Annotated in this window: 17 protein-coding genes and 1 riboswitch; of the genes, 9 read left to right on the top strand and 8 right to left on the bottom strand. The window is 73.5% G+C overall.

What is annotated here, in order from left to right; translation table 11 throughout:
- Positions 1–135 precede the first annotated feature (135 nt).
- Positions 136–381 (top strand): DUF6457 domain-containing protein, encoded by a 246-nt coding sequence (locus Q8791_RS00705; RefSeq protein WP_330089571.1) that lies wholly within the window; start codon positions 136–138, stop codon positions 379–381.
- 114 nt (positions 382–495) lie between these two features.
- Here Q8791_RS00705 and thiD read toward each other — a convergent pair whose 3' ends face one another.
- The 4 genes from thiD to Q8791_RS00685 form a co-directional block, all read right to left on the bottom strand.
- Entirely contained in the window at positions 496–1,302 is an 807-nt protein-coding gene (gene thiD, locus Q8791_RS00700; RefSeq protein ID WP_330089570.1) for a bifunctional hydroxymethylpyrimidine kinase/phosphomethylpyrimidine kinase, read from the bottom strand.
- A riboswitch (TPP riboswitch) is annotated at positions 1,291–1,390 on the bottom strand. Its footprint overlaps the gene before it by 12 nt.
- Positions 1,391–1,495: 105 nt before the next feature.
- Positions 1,496–2,194: a DedA family protein gene (locus tag Q8791_RS00695; RefSeq protein WP_330089569.1), complete on the bottom strand. Its 699-nt coding sequence runs from the start codon at positions 2,192–2,194 to the stop codon at positions 1,496–1,498.
- A gap of 25 nt (positions 2,195–2,219) precedes the next feature.
- Positions 2,220–3,140, bottom strand: coding sequence for a DUF368 domain-containing protein (locus tag Q8791_RS00690; protein ID WP_330089568.1), 921 nt, complete (start codon positions 3,138–3,140; stop codon positions 2,220–2,222).
- 413 nt (positions 3,141–3,553) lie between these two features.
- Positions 3,554–5,257, bottom strand: coding sequence for an acyl-CoA synthetase (locus Q8791_RS00685; RefSeq protein WP_330089567.1), 1,704 nt, complete (start codon positions 5,255–5,257; stop codon positions 3,554–3,556).
- A gap of 363 nt (positions 5,258–5,620) precedes the next feature.
- Between Q8791_RS00685 and rocD the strand changes: the two genes are divergently transcribed.
- Entirely contained in the window at positions 5,621–6,895 is a 1,275-nt protein-coding gene (gene rocD / locus Q8791_RS00680; RefSeq protein WP_330089566.1) for an ornithine--oxo-acid transaminase, read from the top strand.
- 162 nt (positions 6,896–7,057) lie between these two features.
- Here the strand turns inward: rocD and Q8791_RS00675 are convergent, their stop codons facing one another.
- The gene (locus Q8791_RS00675; RefSeq protein ID WP_330089565.1) at positions 7,058–8,410 is read right to left on the bottom strand and encodes an SGNH/GDSL hydrolase family protein; all 1,353 of its coding nucleotides are present in this window, start codon (positions 8,408–8,410) and stop codon (positions 7,058–7,060) included.
- Positions 8,411–8,459: 49 nt separating this feature from the next.
- Positions 8,460–9,734 carry an 8-amino-7-oxononanoate synthase gene (locus Q8791_RS00670; RefSeq protein ID WP_330089564.1) on the bottom strand — a complete coding sequence of 425 codons (1,275 nt, stop codon included), beginning with the start codon at positions 9,732–9,734 and terminating at the stop codon, positions 8,460–8,462.
- A 374-nt stretch (positions 9,735–10,108) separates the two neighbouring features.
- On the opposite strand from Q8791_RS00670, the gene Q8791_RS00665 reads away from it, so the two are divergent.
- Both Q8791_RS00665 and bioD read left to right on the top strand, forming a co-directional pair.
- Positions 10,109–11,461, top strand: coding sequence for an adenosylmethionine--8-amino-7-oxononanoate transaminase (locus Q8791_RS00665; RefSeq protein WP_330089563.1), 1,353 nt, complete (start codon positions 10,109–10,111; stop codon positions 11,459–11,461).
- 159 nt (positions 11,462–11,620) lie between these two features.
- Complete coding sequence (gene bioD / locus Q8791_RS00660; RefSeq protein ID WP_330089786.1) at positions 11,621–12,322, top strand: dethiobiotin synthase; 702 nt, start codon at positions 11,621–11,623, stop codon at positions 12,320–12,322.
- Positions 12,323–12,452: 130 nt separating this feature from the next.
- Here the strand turns inward: bioD and Q8791_RS00655 are convergent, their stop codons facing one another.
- A complete protein-coding gene (locus tag Q8791_RS00655) occupies positions 12,453–12,971 on the bottom strand; it encodes a DUF3291 domain-containing protein (RefSeq protein WP_330089562.1) in 519 nt (172 codons plus the stop codon).
- 80 nt (positions 12,972–13,051) lie between these two features.
- Here Q8791_RS00655 and Q8791_RS00650 point away from each other — a divergent pair, with 80 nt between their 5' ends.
- A complete protein-coding gene (locus Q8791_RS00650) occupies positions 13,052–14,527 on the top strand; it encodes an aminotransferase-like domain-containing protein (protein WP_330089561.1) in 1,476 nt (491 codons plus the stop codon).
- 185 nt (positions 14,528–14,712) lie between these two features.
- Here the strand turns inward: Q8791_RS00650 and Q8791_RS00645 are convergent, their stop codons facing one another.
- A complete protein-coding gene (locus Q8791_RS00645; protein ID WP_330089560.1) occupies positions 14,713–15,327 on the bottom strand; it encodes a superoxide dismutase in 615 nt (204 codons plus the stop codon).
- 479 nt (positions 15,328–15,806) lie between these two features.
- Between Q8791_RS00645 and Q8791_RS00640 the strand changes: the two genes are divergently transcribed.
- The 4 genes from Q8791_RS00640 (at position 15,807) to Q8791_RS00625 (ending at position 22,922) form a co-directional block, all read left to right on the top strand.
- Complete coding sequence (locus Q8791_RS00640; RefSeq protein ID WP_330089559.1) at positions 15,807–17,870, top strand: acyltransferase family protein; 2,064 nt, start codon at positions 15,807–15,809, stop codon at positions 17,868–17,870.
- Between the two features lie 286 nt (positions 17,871–18,156).
- A complete protein-coding gene (locus Q8791_RS00635) occupies positions 18,157–19,191 on the top strand; it encodes a class I SAM-dependent methyltransferase (protein ID WP_330089558.1) in 1,035 nt (344 codons plus the stop codon).
- A 57-nt stretch (positions 19,192–19,248) separates the two neighbouring features.
- Complete coding sequence (locus Q8791_RS00630) at positions 19,249–21,261, top strand: glycosyl transferase family 2 (protein WP_330089557.1); 2,013 nt, start codon at positions 19,249–19,251, stop codon at positions 21,259–21,261.
- Positions 21,258–22,922, top strand: a complete 1,665-nt coding sequence (locus tag Q8791_RS00625; protein ID WP_407941934.1) for a glycosyltransferase — start codon at positions 21,258–21,260, stop codon at positions 22,920–22,922. The genes Q8791_RS00630 and Q8791_RS00625 overlap by 4 nt, the downstream gene beginning before the upstream one ends.
- Positions 22,923–22,950: the final 28 nt, after the last annotated feature.

Below are 22,950 nucleotides of genomic sequence, written 5' to 3'. Positions count from 1 at the left end.
CGAACCGCTCCCGAAGCACGGGCGCGGGTCGGTCGAGCGGACGGTGACCCGACCGCGCGCCCGTGGCAGCCCGGTGACCCCCGGGTGGCTATGATCGCCTGACGTGACCGCCATCCCTCTCCAAGGAGTCGCCCTGTGACCCTCGTCGAATGGGCGGAAGCCGTCCGCCGCGAACTGGAACTGTCCGGCACGGACCCCCTGGGCAAGGAGGACGTCGACCGCATCCTCGACCTGGCCAAGGACGCCGCCCACTCCGTGGCCCGCCCCGCGGCCCCGCTCACGACCTACCTGCTCGGCGTCGCGGTGGGCCAGGGCGCCGACCCCGCCCGGGCCGCCGCCGTGCTCAGCAGGCTCGCCCTCGACCAGAGGGACGACTCCTGACCCCGGTCCTCCCGTGACTGCGGGAACCGGAGGCCGCCGCACAGCGGTGGCCCCCGGCGGAGGAGGGTGTCCGGCGGGGGCGTTCGCGTCCGCCCGCGCCGCAGAGGACGGCGCCTACTTCCACCAGGCGTGGAAGTGGTGGACGGGCCCCTGGCCGCCGCCCGCGTCGATCTCGTCCGCGTGCCGGAGCGCCTCGGTCAGGTAGGCCTTGGCGTCGCCGACGGCGGAGACCGCGTCCGGGCGCTGCGGCAGCAGGGCGGCGATCGAGGAGGACAGGGTGCACCCGGTGCCGTGCGTGTTGCGGGTGGGGACCCGCGGAGCACGGAACTCGACCGGGTCGGCGTCCCGTGAGACGAGGATGTCGACGCAGTCCCCGCCCGGCAGGTGCCCGCCCTTGATCAGGACCCTGCGCGGACCGAACTCCAGCAGTCGGAGGGCCTGGTCGCGCATCGCCGCGAGATCGGTGGCCTCGGGCTCGTCCAGCAGGTCGGCGGCCTCGGGAAGGTTCGGGGTGACCAGGTCGGCCCGCGGCAGCAGCCGGGTGCGCAGGGCGTCGACGGCGGAGGGCTCCAGTAGCCGGTCGCCGCTCTTGGCGACCATCACCGGGTCCACGACCACGTGGGGCAGGTCGTGGCGTCCGATCGCCTCGGCGACGGCCGCGGTGACCTCGGCGGTGCCGAGCATGCCGACCTTGACCGCGTGCACCGCGGCGTCCGAGAAGAGGGTGTCCATCTGGTGGGTGACGAACGCGGCGGGGATCGGGTGGACCCCGGTGACGCCGCGCGTGGACTGCGCGGTCAGGGCCGCGACCACGGTCATGCCGAAGGTGCCGTGCGCCGAGAAGGCCTTGAGGTCCGCCTGGATCCCGGCGCCCCCGCTGGGGTCGCTTCCGGCGATGGACACGATGTTGTACGCGCTCATGGGCGTTCCTTCGCTAGTACGAACTAGGGCAGGTTCGACGGGTGTGCTCTCAGCCGGTGATGGGACACCGGCACCCCGCGCCGTCGGGGCCGCCGCGTGGGCGGCCCCGCTCAGTGTGCGGTCGGCCTGTGCGGCCGACGTTTGTGTGGGGGACGTGCGGGCCCGAGGGGGCCCGTGCGACCGACCGCGCCGCTCAGGCGGTGGGGGCGTTGTCGGCGGACCGGGCCTTGAGGATCTTGCGGACGCGGACGACGACGAACCACAGGAACAGCAGGGCGATGATGACGAGCACGATGTTGCTGATCAGGCCGCTCCACTGCACCAGGATCGGCTTGATGGCCGGGCCGAAGGCGTAGCCGAGACCGATCCAGATCGAGTTCCAGACGGCGGAGCCGATCACGGTGTACACGGAGAACTTGAGGATGGGCATCCGCTCGATACCGGCGGGGACCGAGATGAAGCTGCGCACCAGGGGAACGCACCGGCCCAGGAGAACCGCGAGGCCGCCGAAGCGGGAGAAGAAGCGCTCGGCCTTGTAGAAGTCCTCGACCTCGAGCAGGGGGGTCTTCTCCACCAGCCACTTGGTGCGTTCCCGGCCCAGGAGGGCGCCGATCGCGTAGAAGCCCCAGGCGCCGACCAGGCAGCCGATCGTGGCCCACATGATGGCCAGCCACACGTTCATGTGCCCGTCGTAGGCGAGGAACCCCGCCCCCGGCAGGACCGCCTCACTCGGCATCGGGGGGAAGAAGGTCTCGATGAACAGGGCCACGCCGACGCCGGGCTCGCCCAGTGTCGTCATCAGGCTCAGGACCCAGCCGATGAACCCCTCGTACTCATGGGCGACGTCGCCTTCCATCGCCAGGTTCGAGGCCGTCCACAGATTCGCTGTCATGAGTAGTGGATTCCGTTCTTGCCGGTCAGAGGTGGGTCGAGACGTGGAGAACTTCGGCTTGCGTGCGCTTCCGGCGCTCCCAGACGATGGCAGCGGTCACGATCGCGAAGCCGACGACCATGAAGGCGACGGTCACGGGGACGTCGGTGGGGGTGAGGAGCTCACGGGACTCGGTCTGCCAGGGCCACAGCGCGCGCAGTGAGCCGGCCATGAGGCCGGTGAGTACGACGAGGGTCATGTGATGGAAGTTCTCCAGGAGGAACTGGAGCAACTTCACGAACAGGGACAGCCCGGTGAGCATGCCCAGGGCGAAGACGCTCAGATAGGCGATGTCGAAGTCGCCGACCGCGTTGATCGTCGGCTCGTACAGGCCCAGTGTGAGCAGGATGAACGAGCCGGACAGGCCGGGCAGCACCAGGGCGCAGACGGCCACGGCGGCCGCGAGGAAGACGATCACCGGGTGCGTGGGCAGGTTGGCGCCGGGCAGTCCCGTGAGCAGGAACGCGGCTACGGCGAACACCAGCGCCACGGCGTAGTGCCCTGCCTTCCAGGGCCTGCCGGCCCCGGTGTAGGGAATCCACAGGCAGGCGAGGACCAGGCCGAAGAACAGGGCGTAGGCGTACTGGGTGTAGGCGTCGACCAACGGTGCCAGCAGGACGGCGGCCAGGACCAGGAACACCGCCATGCCGACCAGCGCGGGGACCAGGACGCTCCAGTCCACCTGGCGGAACTGCTCCTGTGCGCGCTCCTTGCCGCGCCCGCGCGGGACGTCGGTGACGTACCTCTTGATTCCGCTGACCATGTGGCCCGCGCCGCCGATGAGGCTGTCATAGAGGCCGACGATGAGGGCGACGGTGCCGCCGCTGATGCCGGGAAGTGCTTCAGAGGCGCCCACGGCGCCGCCGCGCACCGCGTTGAAGATGTAGGAGCCTACGGAATTGGCCATCTGAGTAGTTGGGCGCGACCCGGGAAGCCCGGGAGGGGGCGCGCCATCCTCCGTCCTAAGGGTGTCACCGCGCACACGTGCGTGCGATGGGTGGGGGATGAGGCGAAAAAGGGGACCGTCCGAATCGGCCGGAGACTGCGGCCGACGGGATCTAAGGTACAAGGGGCTGAGGCCGCTGCGGGCGGACGCCGCAGACAGCGGGCGGTCCTCCGCACCCCGCCGCGAGCCGCCGCGAAGGTGCTGGCGGAACCCCTACGTGGACTTTGTCCCTGAATGTCGTTCTTTTTGGTCTCGTGGCGAATCAAGCAGATGGCATCCGAAAACTGCGTTTTTCGCAGGGGCGGCGTGCGGTCCTCCACAGGGGCGGTCACGACCCCCGCCCGCACGCCGGGAGACGTCGGGGACCGCGGGGGTCAGTACCGCAGCGGGCCCGGGGCGACGGTCCCCGCCGTCCCGCGCGGGGCCGAACCGTCCCGGGCGACCGACGCCGCCCACCGGTAGTCCTGCTTGCCGACGGCCGTGCGCCGCACCCGGTCCACGAAGTGGACGGTCCTCGGGACCTTGAACCCCGCCAGCCGGACACGGCAGTGCTCCAACAGCGACGCCTTCTCCAGCCGGGCGCCCGCGGCGAGGGAGACCAGTGCGGTCACCCGCTGGCCGAGCCGCTCGTCGGAGGCGGGCACCACGATCGCGTCCTCCACCGAGGGGTGCGCCTTCAGGGCGGCCTCCACCTCCTCCGGGTACACCTTCTCCCCGGCGGTGTTGATGACGGCGCTCCCCCGTCCCAGCAGGATGATCGAGCCGTCCTCGGTCCGGGTCCCGAAGTCGCCCGACAGGGCCCAGCGGCGCCCGTCGGCGTCGGTGGGGAAGGTGCGGGCGGTGGTGATCGGGTCGTTGTAGTAGCCCAGCGGGATGCGTCCGGTGCGCGCGATCCGGCCGACCTCGGGAGAGCCCGGCGGCAGCGGGCGCAGCGCCTGGTCCAGGACCGCGATGCTGCCGCCCATGGTGAAGCTGCGGGCGTCGGCGGCCCCCGCCAGCGACTCGGTCGTGTCCGCGGGGGAGCCCTCGGCGGCCGTCGCCGAACCGCACACGCCCGTCTCCGAACCCCCGTAGGAGTCCGCGAGGGCGACGTCCTCGCGCCAGGCGCGCCACAGGCCGCGCACCTGCGGGGTGAGCGGCGTGCCGCCGGAGCGGACCGCGGTCAGCTCCGGGCACAGGCCGGGCTCGGTGAGCAGGTGCCGGGCCAGCGGGCGGGCCATGGCGTCCCCCACCAGCTGGACCGTGTGCACGCCCTCGCGGTGCGCCATCTCCAGCACCCGGTCCGGGCGGAAGCTTCGATCGGTGGACAGCACCACCTGCTTGCCGCACAGCAGCATGCTCAGGGCGTTCCACTGCCCGGCGGCGTGCATCAGGGGGCCCAGGACCAGCATGCGCTGCGGGAAACAGCGGGCGGCGCGTTCGGCGACGTCGTCCAGGGTCCGGGCGCGGGGCGCCCCGGGCGAACGCCGCTCCAGGGCGGCGCGGAAGATGTCGGCCTGCCGCCACAGCACGCCCTTGGGATAGCCGGTGGTGCCCCCGGTGTAGAGCAGGTAGTGGTCCTCGCCGCTGGTCGGCGGCAGGACCGCGTCCTCCGGCGCGGCGGCCAGGGCCTCCTCGTAGTCGACCCCCTCGGCGCCGCGCGCGGAGCCGTCGGAGACGAGCACCACGTGGCGCAGCCGGGGCAGGTCGGGGCGCACGGCGGACACCGTCGAGGCCAGGGAGTCCTCGGCGATCAGCGCGACCGCGTGGGAGTCGGCCAGGACATGCCGCAGCTCACCCGCGACGTAGCGGTAGTTGACGTTGACGGGCACCGCGCCGGCGCGCAGGACCCCGAGGAAGGACTCCACCCACTCGGCGCGGTTGTACGCCAGGATCGCGACGTGTTCGCCGGGGCCCACCCCCGCGCCGACCAGGTGGCGGGCGAGGCGGACCGAGCGCTCGTGCAGAGTCCGGTACGTGAGGCGCCGGGGACCCGCGACCAGGGCTGTCCGGTCGGGGACCGCGTCGGTGACCGCGGCGAGCAGCGCGGCCAGGGAGAAGTGCGCGTCCGTGGACGCTGGGGACACGGCGGTGGGCACGTCCGACCTCCCTGACGTTGGTCGACGGGCCGTCCACGGCGGAGGGCTCGCGGCGGCACGGTGGCTTGTTGGTGCGACGGTACCCCTCCGGGAGCGGCCCGATCGCCGCCGGGGCTGTGGAGCGCGTCACCCAGGGTGTTATCCCAGGTCACCGTAGATGTAAGGCGCCCGCTCAGGGGGCTCGGAGGGTGTCGTCGCGCGCGGGTTTCGGGCCTGGGCCGCAACCTGTGATACGCCTCACCCCTTGTGGGTCCACCGGATCATCTGCTCAACTCTTTGGGGACCGCCCGCCGGAGGGCTCTACCGGGCCGTCCGGTGGGTATCTACTGTCTGACATCGGTCAATGGTGATCGGAGCGGCTAGATGGACACCACCCAGAATCTGGGACAGCAGGACTCTGCCGGAAACCCCGGCGGACAGGGACTCTCCAGCGCCGACCACATCGCGCTGGCTCAGGCGCGATCCGCGCACAACTACTCACCCCTTCCCGTCGTGATCGCCGAGGGCCGTGGCGCCTGGGTGACGGACGTGGAGGGAAAGAAGTACCTGGACTGCCTGGCCGGATACTCGGCCATGAACTTCGGCCACCACCACCCCGACCTGCTGGCGGCGGCGCACCGCCAGCTGGACCGGGTCACGCTCACGAGCCGCGCCTTCCACAACGACCAGTTCGGCCCCTGGGTCAGCGCCCTCGCCGACATGGTCGGCAAGGAGAAGGTCCTCCCGATGAACACCGGCGCGGAGGCGGTGGAGACCGGTATCAAGGTGGCCCGCAAGTGGGGCTACGAGGTCAAGGGCATCCCGGAGAACCAGGCCACCATCGTCGTGGCGGGAGCCAACTTCCACGGGCGCACCACCACGGTCATCTCCTTCTCCTCGGACCCGGAGGCCAAGACGGGCTTCGGCCCGTACACCCCCGGGTTCAGGTCGGTGCCGTACGGGGACGCTCGCGCGATCGAGGAGGCCGTCGACCACACCACGGCGGCGGTCCTCATCGAGCCGGTCCAGGGCGAGGCGGGCGTGATCGTGCCTCCCCCGGACTACCTGCCCCGGGTACGGGAGATCTGCGACGCCAACAGGGTGCTGTTCATCGCGGACGAGGTGCAGTCCGGCCTCGGCCGCACCGGCACCATCCGCGCCTGCGAGCACAGCGGCGTGGTGCCCGACGCCTACCTGTTCGGTAAAGCCCTGGGCGGCGGCATCCTGCCCGTGTCGGCGATGGTCGCCGACGAGAACGTGCTCGGCGTGATCCAGCCGGGCCAGCACGGCAGCACGTTCGGCGGCAACCCGATGGCCGGAGCGGTCGGGTCGACGGTCGTCCGCATGCTCACCGAGGGGCCCTACCTGGAGAACACGCGCCGCCTCGGCGAGGTGCTCCGGCGCCGCCTGAAGGAGTTCGTCGGCAACGGGGTGGTGTCCACGCGCAGCATCGGGCTGTGGGCGGGCATCGACGTCGACCCGGGGCTCGCCTCGGGCAAGGAGCTGTGCAAGCGCCTCGCGGAGCACGGGGTCCTGGTCAAGGACACCCACGGTTCCACGGTGCGCATGTCACCGCCCCTCGTGATCAGCGAGCAGGACCTCAACTGGGGTCTGGACCGGTTCGGTGAGGTCCTGGAGGAGCTCAGGGCCGAGCAGTAGAGGACCGCGAGGAGGGTGTCCCGCCGGGCCCGCGCCCGGGGGGACGCCCGGCCCCGCGCGCGACGGCGGACGTCCGGCCCGCCGGTTGCCGGTTCCGCGTCCGTCGCGGCCGGCGCGGAGCCCGTACGTGGTGCGGTCACGGATCTCCGCGGACACCGGGTGTCAGGGAGCGTCGGCCTCGTTGGCCGGCGACTCCGAGGGGTCCGGGACGCCGACGGGGTCCAGGGGACCGCCCAGCTCCGACATCAGCTGGTCCGGGTCGACGTCGTCGAGGGTCTCCCGGGACACGTACATCGTGCGTTCCGGTCCTTCCAGGATCTGGAGCCGTACGCGCTCGGCGATGGACATCTGGCCCATGGCCGTGGGGTGGAAGCTCGCCCGGTCCACGCGCAGCCCCTCGCCCAGCTGGCCGAGCACGATGCCGTTCAACCAGGACTCCTCCGCGCTCACCTCGTACCCGTTGAGGGCGGAGAAGGTGTTGACGTACTCGACGCTGCCGGTCCGGCGGCCGCCGTACACGTCCCCGTCCACCGCGTACACCCCGTCGCGGATGCGCTCGTTGAAGCGCTCGGCGACCGAGTTCAACCAGACCTGGTCGCTCACGGTCAGCGTGTAGTACATGCCCGGGGGCTCCTCGGGGAACAGCCGCGGGTATCCCAGCACGAGCACGCGGGCGTCGGGCGCGCGGTCGCGGATCTCGCCGAGCACCTCGGCCAGGGTCTCCTCGAACGCGTCCATCCGGCTCTCCAGGTCCTCCTCCTGCTCGACGCAGACGCTGCTCTCCAGCAGCGGCATCCGCACAATGCAGGTGCGCAGGACGGGGGTGAACCCCAGGTCGTTGCCGCCGATCCCGATGGTCACCAGGGACGTGTTCTCGGTGACCCGCTCGATCTGGGACTCGGGGGTGCCGACCTGGCTGAGCATGTCCTTGCCCTTGTGGCTGCTGCACGCGTAGAAGGCCAGGGAACCGGCGAAGTCGAACTCCTCGCCGATGACCCTGGGGTAGGCGTTCTCCGACCGCCAGCAACCGCCCGGTTCGGCGGTGTCCGGGTCGTAGTCGCCCGCGCCGTCACCCGACGAGTAGGAGTCGCCCAGGGCCACGTAGTTGCCCCACAGGGCGGCCTCCTCCGGCTCCATCCGGACCCGCCAGTCGGACTCCTCGTCCTCGGTGATCGGGGGGAGCTCCTCGCCGGGGCACACGCCGCCGGTGGCGTCGCACCACAGGCGCATGAGCCCCTCGCGGGTGGCGGGCACGGTCAGGGTGACGACCAGGGTGAGCACGAGGAGGAGGGAGAGCGCGACGGCGACACGGGCTCCGCGCCGCCGCCCGCGCGGGGCGCCGCTGTCCGGGGAGCCTTCGCCCGGGCCGCCCAGGAGTTCGGGGAGTTCGGGAGGGGAGCCGTCCGCAACGGTCCGGGGGTCGTCGCCGGGACCGCCGACCCCTGCGGCGGAGTCCCCGGAGGAGTCGCCGGACACGGGTTCCGGGGTCCCCGGGTCGTCACCACGTGCTGACACGGCCGATACCGCCTCCCCCTACCGGACGGCTCCTGATTCCTTCGCAAGACTACCGGGGACGGGTCGATCCGACGACGGAGAGGACGCGGTCGACGTCTGCGGCGCCCAGGGTGGCGCGGGCGGTCAACCGCAGCCGGGATCGGCCGTCCGGGACCGAGGGGGGACGGAAGCACCCCACGCGCACCCCCTTCGCGAGGCACGCCGCGCGCCATTCCAGGGCCGCCTCGGGCGAGGGCGCCCTCACCGACACCACGGCGGCGTCGGGTCTGCTCGCGTCGAGGCCCCGTTCGCGCAGACCCTCGGACAGCCGGCGGGCGCGGTCCCGGACCGCGTCCGCCCGTTCGGGCTCCCCGCGCAGCACGCGCAGGGCCGCGAGCGCCCCTCCCGCTGCCGCCGGGGCGAGACCGGTGTCGAAGACGAACGTGCGCGCGGTCTCGACCAGGTGCCGGATCACCCGTCGGGACCCGAGGACCGCGCCGCCCTGCGCACCGAGGGACTTGGACAGGGTCACCGACACCGCGACGTCGTCCGCGCCGCGCAGCCCGGCCGCGGTCAGCGCGCCCCGACCGCCCGGACCCACCACGCCCAGCCCGTGCGCGTCGTCCAGCAGGAGGGCCGCGCCGTGCCGCCGCGCCACGAGGGCGAGGGCTGCCGCGTCCGTGAGGTCGCCGTCCACCGAGAACACGGTGTCGCTCAGCACCAGTGCCCGGCCCCGCGCCGCGGCGAGCGCCTCCGCCGCGCGGTCGGCCTCGGCGTGGTCGAAGAGCGCCACACGCGCCCCGGCGGCCTTCGCCAACCGCGTCGCGTCGATGAGGGAGGCGTGGTTGTACCTGTCGCACACCAGCAGGGGTGCGCCGTCGTCGTCGGCGGCCCCCAGCGCGGTGACCATCGCCAGGTTCGCCGTGTAGCCGGAGGAGAACACCAGGGCGGACTCCGTGCCGTAGAAGGCGGCGAGTTCGCGCTCCAACTCCTGGTGGAGGTCGGTGTCGCCGGTGACCAGGCGCGATCCACCGGCGCCCGCGCCCCACGCGCGGGCCGCGTCGGCCGCCGCGCCCACCACGTCCGGGTGGCGGAGCAGCCCCAGGTAGTCGTTGCCCGCCAGGTCAAGGAGGTCGTCGTCCACCGCTCTGGGCACGGTGCGCCGGGTCAGTCCGGCGTCCGCGCGGCGCCGGGCCGCGCCGTCCAACCACGCGAAGGGGTGCGGTGCGGCTGCGGGTGAGAACGCCGAGGCCGCGCGAGCGGCGGCCGTGGCCGGCGGGGGGAGGCGCGTGGCGCGCAGGGTCCACGGGCGGCGGGACGGTGCGGTGGCGGTGGGGCTCTGCATACGCGCGGGCTCCTCGATGCGGTGGTCGGTGTCGGGCACACTCCGGTGGGGGCAGGGGGTGGAGGGGGACGAGCGGATCCGGTGCGGACCGTGCGGCTCGGGCGCGGGGACGCCGTCCCGGGGCGGCGCCGCCGCGGGCCCACCGTCGCGGCGGGTGCGGCTGCCCGCCCGACGGCGGACGCCTCCCCGGAGGGGACCGGCCCAGCGGCGGCCAATCCCGCTGGGGCGGTCCGGTCCTGGTGCCAGGGAGGCGTCTACGACTCTGCCGGTCCCGGGGTCGCCCGTCACCGGTGGAAGCCCACAAAGTTCCGCGCGGATTCCTGGTGGGACGGCAGGGGGGCCGTCCGCGGGCGCCGGGTGAACAATGGGGCACCATGACGCGCACAGACACAGGGGCGGTCCGCCCGGGGCACGGACCCGGCCGGGTCCGCGAGGCCGACACCGCGCACCTGTGGCACCCCTACTCGACGGTCCCCGCGGCCGAACGGCCGTACGTGGTCACCGGGGCGGAGGGGACCCGGCTGACCCTGTGGTCGGACGGCGGGTCCCACCGGGTGGTCGACGGGATGGCGTCCTGGTGGTCGGCGATCCACGGGTACCGGCACCCCGTGCTCGACGCGGCGGTGCGGGGACAGGTGGACGCCTTCAGCCACGTCATGTTCGGGGGGCTCACGCACGGTCCGGCGGCCGAGTTGGCGGAGGCGCTGGTGGAGATCACACCGGAGCCGCTGGAGCACGTCTTCCTCGCCGACTCCGGGTCGGTGTCGGTGGAGGTCGCCATGAAGATGTGCCTCCAGTACCACCGCTCCGCCGGGAGCCCGGAGCGGCGCCGCTTCCTCACCTGGAGGGGCGGGTACCACGGCGACACGTTCCACGCGATGAGCGTCTGCGACCCCGACGGGGGCATGCACGCCCTGTGGGGCGACCTCCTCCCCGCCCAGGTGCACGCGCCCGCGCCCCCCGGAGGGTTCGACACCCCTCCCGACCCGCACTACGTGGCGGGGTTCGAGCGCCTGGCCGCCGAGCACGCCGGGGAGCTGGCGGCGATCATCGTGGAGCCCGTGGTGCAGGGCGCCGGGGGGATGCGCTTCCACCACCCCGGCTACCTGCGGGAGCTGCGCAGGATCGCGGACGCGCACGGGCTGCTCCTGGTCTTCGACGAGATCGCGACGGGTTTCGGCCGCACGGGTGAGCTGTTCGCCGCCGACCACGCAGGGGTGGCCCCCGACGTGATGTGCCTGGGCAAGGCGCTGACCGGCGGGTACCTGACGCTCGCCGCCACCCTGTGCACCGGGCGCGTGGCCCGGGGGATCGCGGAGGGGGAGGTGCCGGTCCTCGCCCACGGGCCCACGTTCATGGGCAACCCGCTGGCCTGCGCGACGGCCGTGGCGTCGGTGGAACTGCTGACCGGGGGCGACTGGAAGGGCGACGTGGCGCGGATCGGGGCCGGCCTGCGCGCGGGCCTCGCCCCGCTGGAGGGGATGCCGGGGGTGCGGGAGGTACGGGTCCTCGGCGCGATCGGCGTGGTGGAGCTGGAGGCGCCCGTGCGGATGCGCGAGGCCACACGGGCGGCCGTGGAGGCGGGGGTGTGGCTCCGGCCCTTCCGCGAGCACGTGTACGCCATGCCGCCCTACACCTGCACGGCCGAGGACGTGGCCGTGATCGCCGAGGGGATGGTCGCCGCCGCGGGAGCCTCGGTGCGGGCGGACGGGGACGCCGGGCGCTGAGCGGGCGCGGCGCCCGAGGCACGGGTCACAGGCCGCTCGGGGAGGGGACGTGCTTGGAGCCCTCTTGACTGGGAAGGCTGCTCGTTCAGGAGAAACAGGGACGAGAGACGAGAGGACGGGAGGTCGCGTGGGCGATGACGGGGAGAGAGCGTGGTGGCGGTGACCGTCCTGATGGTGACCGGGACCGGTACCGAGGTCGGCAAGACCGTGGTCACGGCGGCGGTGGCCGCTCTGGCTCGGGCTGCGGGGCAGCGGGTGGCCGTGGTCAAGCCCGCCCAGACCGGGGTGGGGCCGACCGGACGCGGTGACGTGGACGTCGTCGCCGGACTGGTCCCCGGGGTGACCACGGTGGAGCTGGCCCGCTACCCGGACCCGCTCGCGCCCGCCACCGCCGCGGCCCGCTGCGGAGCTCCCGCCGTGCGGGCCGAGCACGTGGCCGACACGGTGTGGGGCCTGGTCGGCGAACACGACCTGGTGCTGGTGGAAGGAGCCGGCGGGCTCCTGGTGCGGCTGAACCCGGAGGGCGAGACCCTGGCCGACGCCGCCGTGCTGCTGTCCGCGCCCGTCCTGGTGGTGGCCCGGCCGGACCTGGGCACGTTGAACGCGACCGCGCTGACCGGTGAGGCGCTGCGCACGCGCGGGCTGCACCCGGTGGGCGTCGTGGTGGGGTCCTGGCCGCAACGTCCGGACCTGGCGATGCGCTGCAACCTCACCGACCTGCCGGACATGGGGGCTGGCCCGCTGGCGGGTGCGGTGCCGGAGGGCACCGGGAGCCTGGGGCCGGACGGGTTCGCCGAGGCGGCGAGCCGTTCGCTGGCCCCCGGGCTGGGCGGGACCTGGGCGGTCGACGCCATGCGCTGACCCCCCGCCGCCGGGAACGGGCCGGAGGTTCCGGCCGGCCGGGGCGGCCACGCCCCCCGGCCGCTCCTGCGCGGCGACCGGGTGACCGGGACACGAGCCGCGCTCCCCGTGGCCGGGCCGGCGGAGGCGGTCAGGCCGGTGCGGGGACGGGGGAGGCGAGCGAGAACGCGCGCCGCCCCGGACCGTGCTCGCGCAGGTGGTCCGCGCGGGCCGCGGCCTCCTCCGCGGTCACGGCGGAGCCGCCGACCGCCCACCACAGGACGCGCTCCACCTCGGGGAAGGCGCCGGTCCGCGCGCGGAAGCCCAGGAGGTCCCGGTGCGCCGCCTCGACGAACTCCCGCACGTCCGTCGGCGAGCGCCACAGCACGATGACGTGTATTCGGTCGCCTCCGTCGGAGAAGTGGACCTCCTCCGGGGCGCCGGCCCCCTCGGCGGCCCGCTGCCGCAGCGCGGCTGCGAGCGCTGCGAGGTGCCGGCGGTCGCCCCGGAGCGTGCGCGACTCGACCAGCACGGGCCGCCGTTCCCCGAGGCCCTGGCCCCGGGGCAGGGGACGGGCCGTGCGCGGGTGGGAGGCGGAGGTGCGGGGGCGCTGCGCGAGGATGTTCATGACGACTCCGATCGAGAAGTGGACCTCAATCCAAGGGTCCACTTTGGCTCTGGTGGCATCTTCTTCTTGGATGCCATTATGAAAGCCGGGGGGTCGTCCCCACAGATCCAATGGAGTGGCAAATGGACTCTTCTCGGAAGCCCGCCGAACTCGCGGACCTCCTCGGCACCTGGTCCCGGGGAGAGGGCCCCCTCTACCGGCGCCTCGCGGACACCCTGCGCGACCTCGTCGAACAGGGCACCCTGACGGCGAACGAACGCCTGCCCTCCGAGCGGGTCCTCGCCACCGCGCTCCGGGTCAGCCGCACGACCGTGGTGTCCGCCTACGACTCCCTGCGTTCGGAGGGCCTGCTCGACAGCAGGCAGGGCAGCGGCACCCGGATCAGCGGCAGGGTCGCCCCCGTCCGTCCGGACGGCTGGACCCGCAACGGCAGCGGCAACCCCATGTACCGCAACCTGTTCCAGCGCGAGGAGGGCCTCATCTCGGCCTCCTGCCTCAACACCCCGGCGCTGTCGGGGGTGGAGACCGCGATCCGCCGGGTCGTCGCCGAGGACCTGCCGTCACTCATGGCCGAGAGCACCTACTACCCCCGCGGGCTTCCCGCCCTGCGCCAGGCCATCGCCGACCACTACTGCCGTCTGGACCTGCCGACGACCCCGGACCAGATCGTGGTCACCACCGGAGCGCACCAGGCCGTCAACCTGGTCTCCCAGCTGTACCTGCGCGAGGGGTCGCCCGTGGTGGTCGAGGACCCCAGCTTCGCGGGCTGCCTGGACCTGATGGGGGACCGCGGGGCACGCTTCCTGCCCGTGCCGCTGGACGACCAGGGCATCGACGCGGTCGGCGTGCGCCGGGCGGTGGTCGAGCACGCGCCCCACCTGGTCTACGTCATGCCCTCGTACCACAACCCCACGGGCACGATGATGTCCGCGGCGCGCCGCCGGGAGCTGGGCGAGCTGTCCGCCCGCCACGGGGTGCCGATCCTGGAGGACGCCGCCTACACCGGGCTGCGCTCCCCGGACGAGCCCTCGCCGCTGGCCGCGTTCGCCCCGCGCGGAGCCGAGGTGATCAGCGTCGACTCCCTGTCCAAGGTCTCCTGGGCGGGGCTCAGGGTGGGCTGGCTGCGGGCCCCGGCCGAGATGGCACTGCGGCTCAGCCGCCGCAAGGTCCTCGCCGACCTGGCCAGCCCCTTGCTGGACCAGGCGGTGACCGTGCGCCTGCTGGAGGACTACGGGAACCTCGCGCGGGAGCGTTCCGCGCTGATGAGCGAAGCCATCGTCCACATGGAGGGTCTGCTCCGCTCCTCCCTGCCCGCCTGGGAGTGGCAGCGCCCCGACGGAGGCGCGGCCCTGTGGGTGCACCTCCCCGGCGTGGACTCCCGCGCCTACGCCCAGGTCGCGCTCTGCCACGACGTGGAGCTGGTCCCCGGCCCCACCATGTCGGCGTCCCCCGACGGGCGTCACGCCGAGTACTTCCGGCTCCCGGTCGCCTTCGACGCGGACACCCGCGAGGAGCTGGTCTGGCGGCTCGCGCGGGCCTGGCGCGAGTTCCACCGGCACGGGCCGGTGGCGGAGGACCCCGTCCGGCTCGTCGTCTGACCCGCCCGGGGGCCGGGCCCGGACGCACGCGAGGGCGGCACCACCGGGGTGGTGCCGCCCTTCGCGCTGCCCGGCCGGGGCCGTGGGCCGCCGGGGTGCCCGCTCCCGGGGCACCCCGGGCTTCCGGGGCTCCGGCGACCGGGTCGGTACCGGGGTCCGGGGAGCCCGGACCCGGAGGACACGACCTAGCCCAGCTGCACCTTGCGGGCGGCGTCGAAGCGGTCCTGGACGTCGGCCCAGTTGACCACGTTCCAGAACGCCTTGACGTACTCGGCCTTCACGTTCTTGTACTGGAGGTAGAAGGCGTGCTCCCACATGTCCAGCATCAGCAGCGGCTGGGTGCCGATGGCGATGTTCGCCTGCTGGTCGTACAGCTGCTCGATGATCAGCCGCCCGCCCAGGGGGTCCCAGGCCAGGATCGCCCAGCCGGAGCCCTGGAGGGCGGTGGCCGCGGCGCCGAAGTGCGCGCGGAAGGCGTCGAACGAACCGAACTGGTCGTCGATGGCCGCACCCAGCTCGCCCTCGGGCTTGTCGCCGCCCTCGGGGGACAGGTTCTTCCAGAAGACGCTGTGGTTGACGTGGCCGCCCAGGTGGAACGCCAGGTTCTTCTCGTGCAGGTTCACGGTGCCGTAGTCACCGGACTCGCGAACCTCCGCCAGCTTCTCCAGAGCGGTGTTGGCACCGGTGACGTAGGCAGCGTGGTGCTTGTCGTGGTGCAGCTCCATGATCTGGCCGGAGATCCACGGCTCCAGGGCCGCGTAGTCGTAGGGCAGTTCGGGAAGCGTGTATGGCGCAGACATCTCTGACGCACCTTTCCAGGAACGGGGCTCGTCGTGTTCACCAGCGATGGGATCGCCTAGGCAGCAAGCTATCAGCCAGGTGGCCGACCACCGGGTGTCAGGCTCTTTACACTCCGGCCGGGGAATAAACCGGGGCGCGCGGCCCCGGTCCGGCGCCACCGCGCCGCGGTCCGCCGGTGGTGCTCGCCGCGGATCCCCTACCGGCCTTCCCCACAGGACTCTCCCACAATCATCACTTTGGCGGCGAAATCGCCCGTTCGGGTCTGTACTGCCGAGGGGGAGCCTTTTCTCTTAGGGTTCCGGACATACGCCCGGGGCGCCGCCACGAGTGTCGTCGGACCGTTGGCCGCGCGTTGGCCGGCCATTCACCGGAGCGGTGTCCGAACCGGCGATGATTCATCGCCGAATTCGAGGGACCGAACCCGCTCCGCGTCTCGTTCGGTGGAAACCTTCCTATTCTTCGAGGCCGTTCACCACTCATGTCTGTCTTCGCGGCAGGGGCTCCTGCGCCCGCCACCCCGAACACGCTCTCCCGCGCCCCGTCCGACACGCGCCGGGGCGGAGGGTTCCGCCCCGAGATCGAGGGCCTGCGGGCCGTCGCGGTGCTCCTCGTGGCCGTCTACCACGTCTGGTTCGGCCGCGTCTCCGGCGGTGTGGACGTCTTCCTGTTCCTCACGGGCTTCCTCATCACGGGGTCGCTGGCCAGGGCGCTGGAACGCGACGGCCGTATCGGGACCGCCGCCTTCTGGACCAGGCTGGCGCGCCGGCTCACCCCCGCCGCCGCCGTCGTGCTCGCCGCGACCCTCGCCGCCACCTACCTGTGGCTGCCGCGCTCGCGGTGGACCGACGTCATCGCGCAGGTGAGGGCGGCGGCGCTGTACCACGAGAACTGGGCCCTGGCCGAGGCCTCGGTCGACTACCTCGCCCGCGAGGCCGCGGCCAGCCCGGTCCAGCACTTCTGGTCACTGTCCATCCAGGGGCAGTTCTACCTGCTCTGGCCCCTCCTGCTGGGACTCACCGCCCTGGTCGCGACCCGGGTCCGCGTGCGGCTCGGCCCGGCGCTCGTCACGGTCGTGGGCCTGGTCTTCGCGGTCTCCCTGACCTACTCGGTGTGGATCACGGGGACCAACCAGGCCTGGGCGTACTTCGACACCGGCGCCCGGCTGTGGGAGCCCGCCCTGGGCGGGCTGCTCGCGCTCGTCGTCCACCGGATCGACCTGCCGGAGCGACTGAGGACGGTCCTCGGGTGGGCAGGCCTGGCCGCGCTCGTCTCCTGCGGCATCCTGCTCCAGGTGTCCACGCTCTTCCCCGGCTACGTCGCCCTGTGGCCGACCGGAGCCGCGGTCATGGTCGTCCTGGCGGGTTCCGGCACCCGCTTCGGCGCCGACCGGCTGCTCACCTGGAAGCCCCTCGTCGCCCTGGGGGCGCTCTCCTACCCGTTCTACCTGTGGCACTGGCCGGTCCTCGTCTTCTACCTGGCGGCGACCGGCCGGTCCCTGGCCGACCCCCTCGGGGGAGTGCTGGTGCTCGCGCTGTCGCTGGTCCTGGCCCAGGTCACCTCCACGGTCGTGGAGGGCGGCGTCGAACGCCTCACCCGGGCGCCCGGGCGGCGTTCCCCGGCCTGGTCCCTGGGGGTGGCCGCCGCCCTGGTCGTCCCCGTGGTGGCCGCGACGACGCTGTGGTCGGCGCGGATCACGGAGGAGCAGCGGCACAGGGCGGAGGAGGTCGCCGAACCCGCCTACTACCCGGGCGCGATGCTGGCGTCCGACCCGTCCCTGGAGCGGATGCTCCAGGAGATGCCGGTGCGCCCCGACCCCGCCGACGCGAGGGAGGACCTGTCCGCCCACCACACCCGGGGCTGCCACGTCCCGCTGTCACAGAGCGAGGTCACGGTGTGCGAGGCCGGTCCTCCCGACGCCGAGCACACCCTGGCCCTGGTCGGGGCGTCCCGGGTCGCGCACTGGTACCCGTCGGTCCTGGAGGCGGCCACGGCCAACGGGTGGAGGCTCCTGTCCTTCACCAAGAGCGGCTGCCAGTTCAGCACGGACGCCCCCACCCGGGGCGGCGAGCCGTTCCCCGAGTGCGAGGCGTGGAACGCCGAGGCCATGGAGATCCTGGAACGGGAGCGGCCCGACGCCGTGTTCACCTCCTCCACGAGGGCCAGCCCGGCCGGGGAGAGGGTCCACGACGGGTTCGTGGAGCGCTGGCGGCAGCTGGACGCGCTGGACATCGAGGTGATCGGCGTGCGCGACCTGCCCCGCCGCGACAGCGCGGGGGCCGAGTGCGTGGAGAGCCGCCCCCTGGAGGAGTGCGTGTCCCCGGCCGAGTACAGCCAGGGCGCCACCGACCCGGCGTCGGTCGCGGACCTGCCCGACAACGTCACGCTGGTCGACCTCACCGAGTACGTGTGCCCCGGGGGGCGGTGCGACGCCGTCATCGGGAACGTCCTGGTGTTCTGGGATTACTCCCACATGACCGCCACCTACTCCGCGACCCTCGGCCCGGTGATGGACGAGGCGCTGCGCGGCGCCACCGGGTGGTGAACCGGCCCTCCCGCGACGGGGTCGGATACGCGGAAACGAGGAATCGGTGAGGAAAAGGTGAACAGCGGGGAAATTGACACTTCTGCGGGTTTCGATTCGACTCATGCGCCTCTCGTGATCGGCGTGAAGGGTTAGTCTCGACAGCGTTTGATCCGTTTGTCGCGACTCCCGTCGGAACAGCGTTCGCCACCGTCCGCTCCGCGTGGAGAGAACAGATCTCCCCTCTGTGTTTCCTCGGTTCACCTTTTCGGTGCCGGGCCGCCAACTCCCGTGGAGGTACCCGCCCATGCGGTCGCTTCGCAGCCGTCTCCGCCCGATCCTGGCCATCGGCGCGTCGGTCGGCGCCGCCGTCCTCGCCGTCCCCGTGGTCCTGGGGGTCCTCGGCCTGATCGGCTGGGTGGACGCGGCCGTCCTCGTCCTCCTCGGCGGGCTCGGGGGCGCGGTGTCCGTGCTGGCCCTCGCCCTCCTCCTGCTGCGCCGCACCGTGCACGGCCTGTCGGGCTCCGTGTCCGCGGCGATGGACACCCACAGCCGCAGGGTCGCGGAGACCCTGGGCCGCGACCGGCTGGAGGCCGCCCATGCGATGGACGGGGTCCGGGAGAGGCTCACACACCTGCGGGACCACTCCCTGCCCAAGCTGACGCGCGAGGTCACCCACGCGATCACCGTGCAGGGGCGCAACGACTACGAGCAGCAGGTCGCCTGGACCGAGCTCCGCGAACACCTCGACGCCCCCACCTTCATGCCGCCCCTGCGCGGCTGGGCCGCCTCGCCCGACGTCATGCGCCTCCTCGTCCGCGAGATCGACCGGCGCCGCCCCGCCCTCGTGGTCGAGTGCGGCAGCGGCTCCTCCAGTGTCTGGATCGGTCACGCGCTGCGGCGCGCCGGCGGCGGCAGGCTCGTCGCCGTCGAGCACGACGCCCGCTACGCGGAACTGAGCCGGGCCCTGGTGGCCTCGCACGGGCTGGAGGACGTGGTGGAGATCCGGACCGCGCCGCTCACCGCGTTCACGTCCGGGGACGGCGCGGACGGGGAGGGCGCGGACGCCCCCCGGTGGTACGACACCTCCGTCCTCGCCGACCTGGAGGGCATCGGCCTGCTGTTCGTCGACGGCCCGCCGGCGGCCACCGGCGCCCAGGCCCGCTACCCGGCCGTCCCCGTACTGCTGCCCCGCTGCACCGAGGACGCCGTGATCGTCCTGGACGACGCCTCGCGCACCGACGAGCGCGCCCTGGGGGACCGCTGGCTCGCCGAGAACCCCGCTCTGCGCCGCACGGAGGAGGCCGCGGAGAAGGGCGCGCACGTGTTCACCCGCGCCTGAGCCCCGCCGCCCCTCCCGGACACCCCTGCCCCACGTCCCCCGAACCGAGGCCGTCAGATGATCACCACCGCCCTCCGCGAGGCCCTGCGCGCCCGCGGGGACGAAACCGCCGTGCTGTGCCACACGGGCGCCGGTACCCCGGCCAGGCTGGCCGGACTGCCCACACGCCCCTCCGACGTCGTCCTCGACCTGGACGCCCACCCGCTGGGAACGGCGGTGGCCGTCCCCGGGGAGGAGCGGCCGGAGGTCGGACTCGTCGCGGTCGTCGCCGCCAGCACCACCGACCTGCACCGCGCGCTCACCGCGGCCGTCCACCTGCCCAGGGCCGTCCACGTCCTGGTCGCGCTGGTCGCCGTCCCCGGGCACCAGGACCCGCCGCTGCCCGCCTCCCCGGGCATGGGGCAGTGGCGCGACCTGGAGGAGGTGCGGGTGCGCCGGGCCGACCGGCAGGGGTGGCTGTGCGAGCTGTTCTTCCCCAACGGGGCGGACACCGCCCAGGTCCTCGACGCGGTCCTGCACGGGACACGGGGCCGCCGCCGCGGCCCCGCCGTCACCCCGCTGGCCGCGCTCTCCGGGCGGGAGGGCGCCCTGTGGAGGCCGGGCGACACCGGCGCGGCCGGGGTGCCCGCGACCGGCCCGGTCCCCCTGCGCCGCGTCACCCCCGTCGCCGACGTCGCGCTGCGGCTGGCCTCCGGAGGCGGGCACGCCTCCTGGGAGGACGACGCCGTTCCCTCTCTGGACCGCGCCACCACGGGCGCGGACGCCTGGGAGGACCTGGCCGGGGAGCACGGCCACGCCCGCCTGCGGGCGGTGCGCCCGGCAGCCGGGGCGGACCCGGTGTCCGCGGTCGCCCCCGTGGACGAGCTCACCGTCAACCCGGTCGGCTTCACCAAGGCCGAGAAGGGCCCCCTCGCGGACCTCACCGCCCGCGGCGACCGCGCGGTCGTCCGCGCGGGGGACAAGGACCTCGTCACCGTCGCACCGGACGGCACCGTCACCGACGTGGACCTGGGCCGGCTGCGCCACCTGCGCGGGGTCCGGGTGGACTGGTCGGGGCACACCGGGCCCTCGGCGGCGGTGCGCGCCGTCGCCTCCCTGGCGGCGGGCGGGGTCCCCCTGCTCAGCGGCCCGGTGCCCGCGTGGGCCGACGGACTCGGACGGCCCCTCGGCGACCTCCTGACGGCGGCCACCGACGCCGACCTCACCGACAGGCTCCGCCGGGAGGAGCACAGCGTCCGGCTGCGCCGCGCCGCACTGCGCACCCACGGGCAGCGCACCCGCTGGAGGTCGCTGGCCGTCGAGGCGGGTGTCCCCGTCCCGCCCGCGCCCCGGATCTCGGTCATCCTGTGCACACGCCGCCCCGAGATGGTCGGGTTCGCGCTCGCCCAGATCGCCCGGCAGCGCGACGTCGACCTGGAGGTGGTGCTCACCCTGCACGGCTTCCCGGCGCACCTGACCGGGGTGGCCGCGGCGATCGCCGAGGCGGTCGCGACCGGTCTGCGGATTGTCGTGCACGAGGCCGACGCCGACCAGGTGTTCGGCTCGGTGCTCAACGACTCCGCCGCCCGCGCGTCGGGCGACCTGCTCGCCAAGTGGGACGACGACGACTGGTACGGCCCCGACCACCTGGCGGACCTGGCCCTGGCCCGCGCCTACTCCGGCGCGGAGCTGGTCGGCACCGGTCAGGACTTCGTCTACCTCCAGGAGGTGGACGTCACCGTGTGGCGCAGCCGCGAGTCGGAGACGGCCACCAGGTTCATCGCCGGGGGCACCATCCTCACCGACCGGGTGGTGCTGGAGGAGACGGGCGGCTTCCGCCCGCTGCCCCGGGCGATCGACACCCAGCTCCTCCTCGCCGTCACCCGGGGCGGCGGCCGCATCCATCGCACCCACGGGCTGGGCTACGTGTTGCGCCGCACAGGCGGCGGACACACCTGGTCCGAGGACATGGCCTACTTCCTGCACAACTACGCCCGGCAGTGGGCCGGTTGGCGGCCCAGCTCCCTCCTCGAGGGCGAGCCCGCGGAGTTCGGCCGGTCCATCACCGAGTACACAGGGGGACAGCGTTGACCACCACAGAGACCGGACAGCACCTCACCGCGGGGGACCACGGGTCCGCGTCCGCGGCCATGCTGCCCCGCCAGGACACCGACTTCACACGGCAGCCACGCGTCCGGCGCAACGACCACGGGATCCTCCGGCCCCCCGCGTTGGGGGAGTGGACGCCGACCCTGTCGGTGTCGGTGGTGGTTCCCGCTCACGGCCATCCCGAGAAGCTGGCGATGGTGCTGGCGTCGTTGGCGGGGCAGAGCTACCCGGCGCACCTCATGGAGGTGGTCGTGGTGGACGACGGTTCGCCCGAGCCGCTGTCCCTCCCCCCGGTGCGTCCCGAGAACACGCGTCTGCTCACGTCGGCTCCGGGAGGGTGGGGGTCGGGGCACGCCTTCAACACCGGGGTCGCGGCGTCCTCCGGCCAGGTCCTCCTCAGGCTCGACGCGGACATGCTGGTGTACCGCGAGCACGTCGAGTCGCAGATGCGGTGGCACCACCTCCTCGACTACGGCGTCGCGATGGGCCACAAGCTGTTCGTGGACTTCGACCCGGAGGCGATGACCCCCGAGTTCGTCGCCGAGCAGGTGCGTGAGGGCCGTGCGGGCGACCTGTTCGACCGTGAGACCGCCGACCCCCACTGGGTCGAGCGCCTGATCACCAAGCACGACCGGCTGCGTACCGCCGACCGCCTCTCGTACAAGGTGTTCATCGGCGCCACGGGCTCGCTGCACCGCACCCTCTTCGAGGCGGCGGGCGGGATGGACGCCGACCTGATCCTGGGCGGCGACAGCGAGTTCGCCTACCGGGTCTCGCAGCAGGGCGCCGTGTTCGTCCCGGACCTGGACACCAGCAGCTGGCACCTGGGCCGCTCCCAGATGCAGACCCGCCGCGACGCGGGCACCCGGTACCGGCTGCCGTTCGTGGCCAACCGCGTCCCCGACTTCCACCTGCGGCGCAAGCGGCCGGACCGCCACTGGGAGGTGCCCTTCGCGGACGTCCTCCTGGACGTCGGCGCGCACACGCTGGAGGACGTCGACACCACCGTGTCGGCCCTGCTGGACGGCAGCACGCCGGACGTGCGGCTGTGGCTGCGCGGCCCGTGGGCGGAGCTGGACGAGGGGCGGCGCTCCCCGCTGGACGACGACCTCCTGGACCTGCGGCTGGTGCGGGAGACCTTCCGGGGCGACCCGAGGGTCCGGTTCACCGAGGCGGAGCCCGGGCACGACGCCCGGGTCCCCTTCCGGCTCCACGTCCCCGTGGGCGCGACCCCGACCTCCACGATGGTCGCCGACCTGGTGCGCACCGTCAACGACAAGAAGGCCGGACTGCTCAGCGCCCCCCTGCCCGGCGCCACGCGCGCGGGGGACGGGGTGCTGCGCCTGGAGCGCACGGCGGCCTTCGCCCGCGCCCGCCACCTGGAGCCCGGAGCGTCCGGGGGAGACCTGGACCGGGTGGTCGAGGACGTCCACACCACCCACTGGATGCCGGGGGAGCCGTTCGTCGCCGCGGACGCGGTCGAGGAGGCCGAGACGGTCGACGCCGACGCACTGCGCCGCAAGCTCGCCGAGGCGCGCGCCGAGGTCGAACGCCAGACGGCCCGCGCCCGACGGGCCGAGCGCAAGCTGCGCTGGTTCAGGCCGGGGGCGGCGGGGAGAGTCGTGCGCAGGCTCGTGCGCTGACCCGCGGGCGGCCCACGGGACCGTGGGG

Origin of the sequence: Nocardiopsis codii (genome assembly GCF_036327455.1) — a bacterium.
Taxonomy (GTDB): domain Bacteria; phylum Actinomycetota; class Actinomycetes; order Streptosporangiales; family Streptosporangiaceae; genus Nocardiopsis; species Nocardiopsis codii.
This window is presented reverse-complemented; position numbering and strand designations above follow the sequence as displayed.

Bases quoted from the DNA above. Each gene is read 5' to 3' on its own strand.
- thiD (WP_330089570.1), bottom strand. From the start codon at position 1,302: ATGAGCGCGTACAACATCGTGTCCATCGCCGGAAGCGACCCCAGCGGG.
- Q8791_RS00695 (WP_330089569.1), bottom strand. From the start codon at position 2,194: ATGACAGCGAATCTGTGGACGGCCTCGAACCTGGCGATGGAAGGCGAC.
- Q8791_RS00690 (WP_330089568.1), bottom strand. From the start codon at position 3,140: ATGGCCAATTCCGTAGGCTCCTACATCTTCAACGCGGTGCGCGGCGGC.
- rocD (WP_330089566.1), top strand. From the start codon at position 5,621: ATGGACACCACCCAGAATCTGGGACAGCAGGACTCTGCCGGAAACCCC.
- Q8791_RS00670 (WP_330089564.1), bottom strand. From the start codon at position 9,734: ATGCAGAGCCCCACCGCCACCGCACCGTCCCGCCGCCCGTGGACCCTG.
- Q8791_RS00665 (WP_330089563.1), top strand. From the start codon at position 10,109: ATGACGCGCACAGACACAGGGGCGGTCCGCCCGGGGCACGGACCCGGC.
- Q8791_RS00650 (WP_330089561.1), top strand. From the start codon at position 13,052: ATGGACTCTTCTCGGAAGCCCGCCGAACTCGCGGACCTCCTCGGCACC.
- Q8791_RS00645 (WP_330089560.1), bottom strand. From the start codon at position 15,327: ATGTCTGCGCCATACACGCTTCCCGAACTGCCCTACGACTACGCGGCC.
- Q8791_RS00640 (WP_330089559.1), top strand. From the start codon at position 15,807: ATGTCTGTCTTCGCGGCAGGGGCTCCTGCGCCCGCCACCCCGAACACG.
- Q8791_RS00635 (WP_330089558.1), top strand. From the start codon at position 18,157: ATGCGGTCGCTTCGCAGCCGTCTCCGCCCGATCCTGGCCATCGGCGCG.
- Q8791_RS00630 (WP_330089557.1), top strand. From the start codon at position 19,249: ATGATCACCACCGCCCTCCGCGAGGCCCTGCGCGCCCGCGGGGACGAA.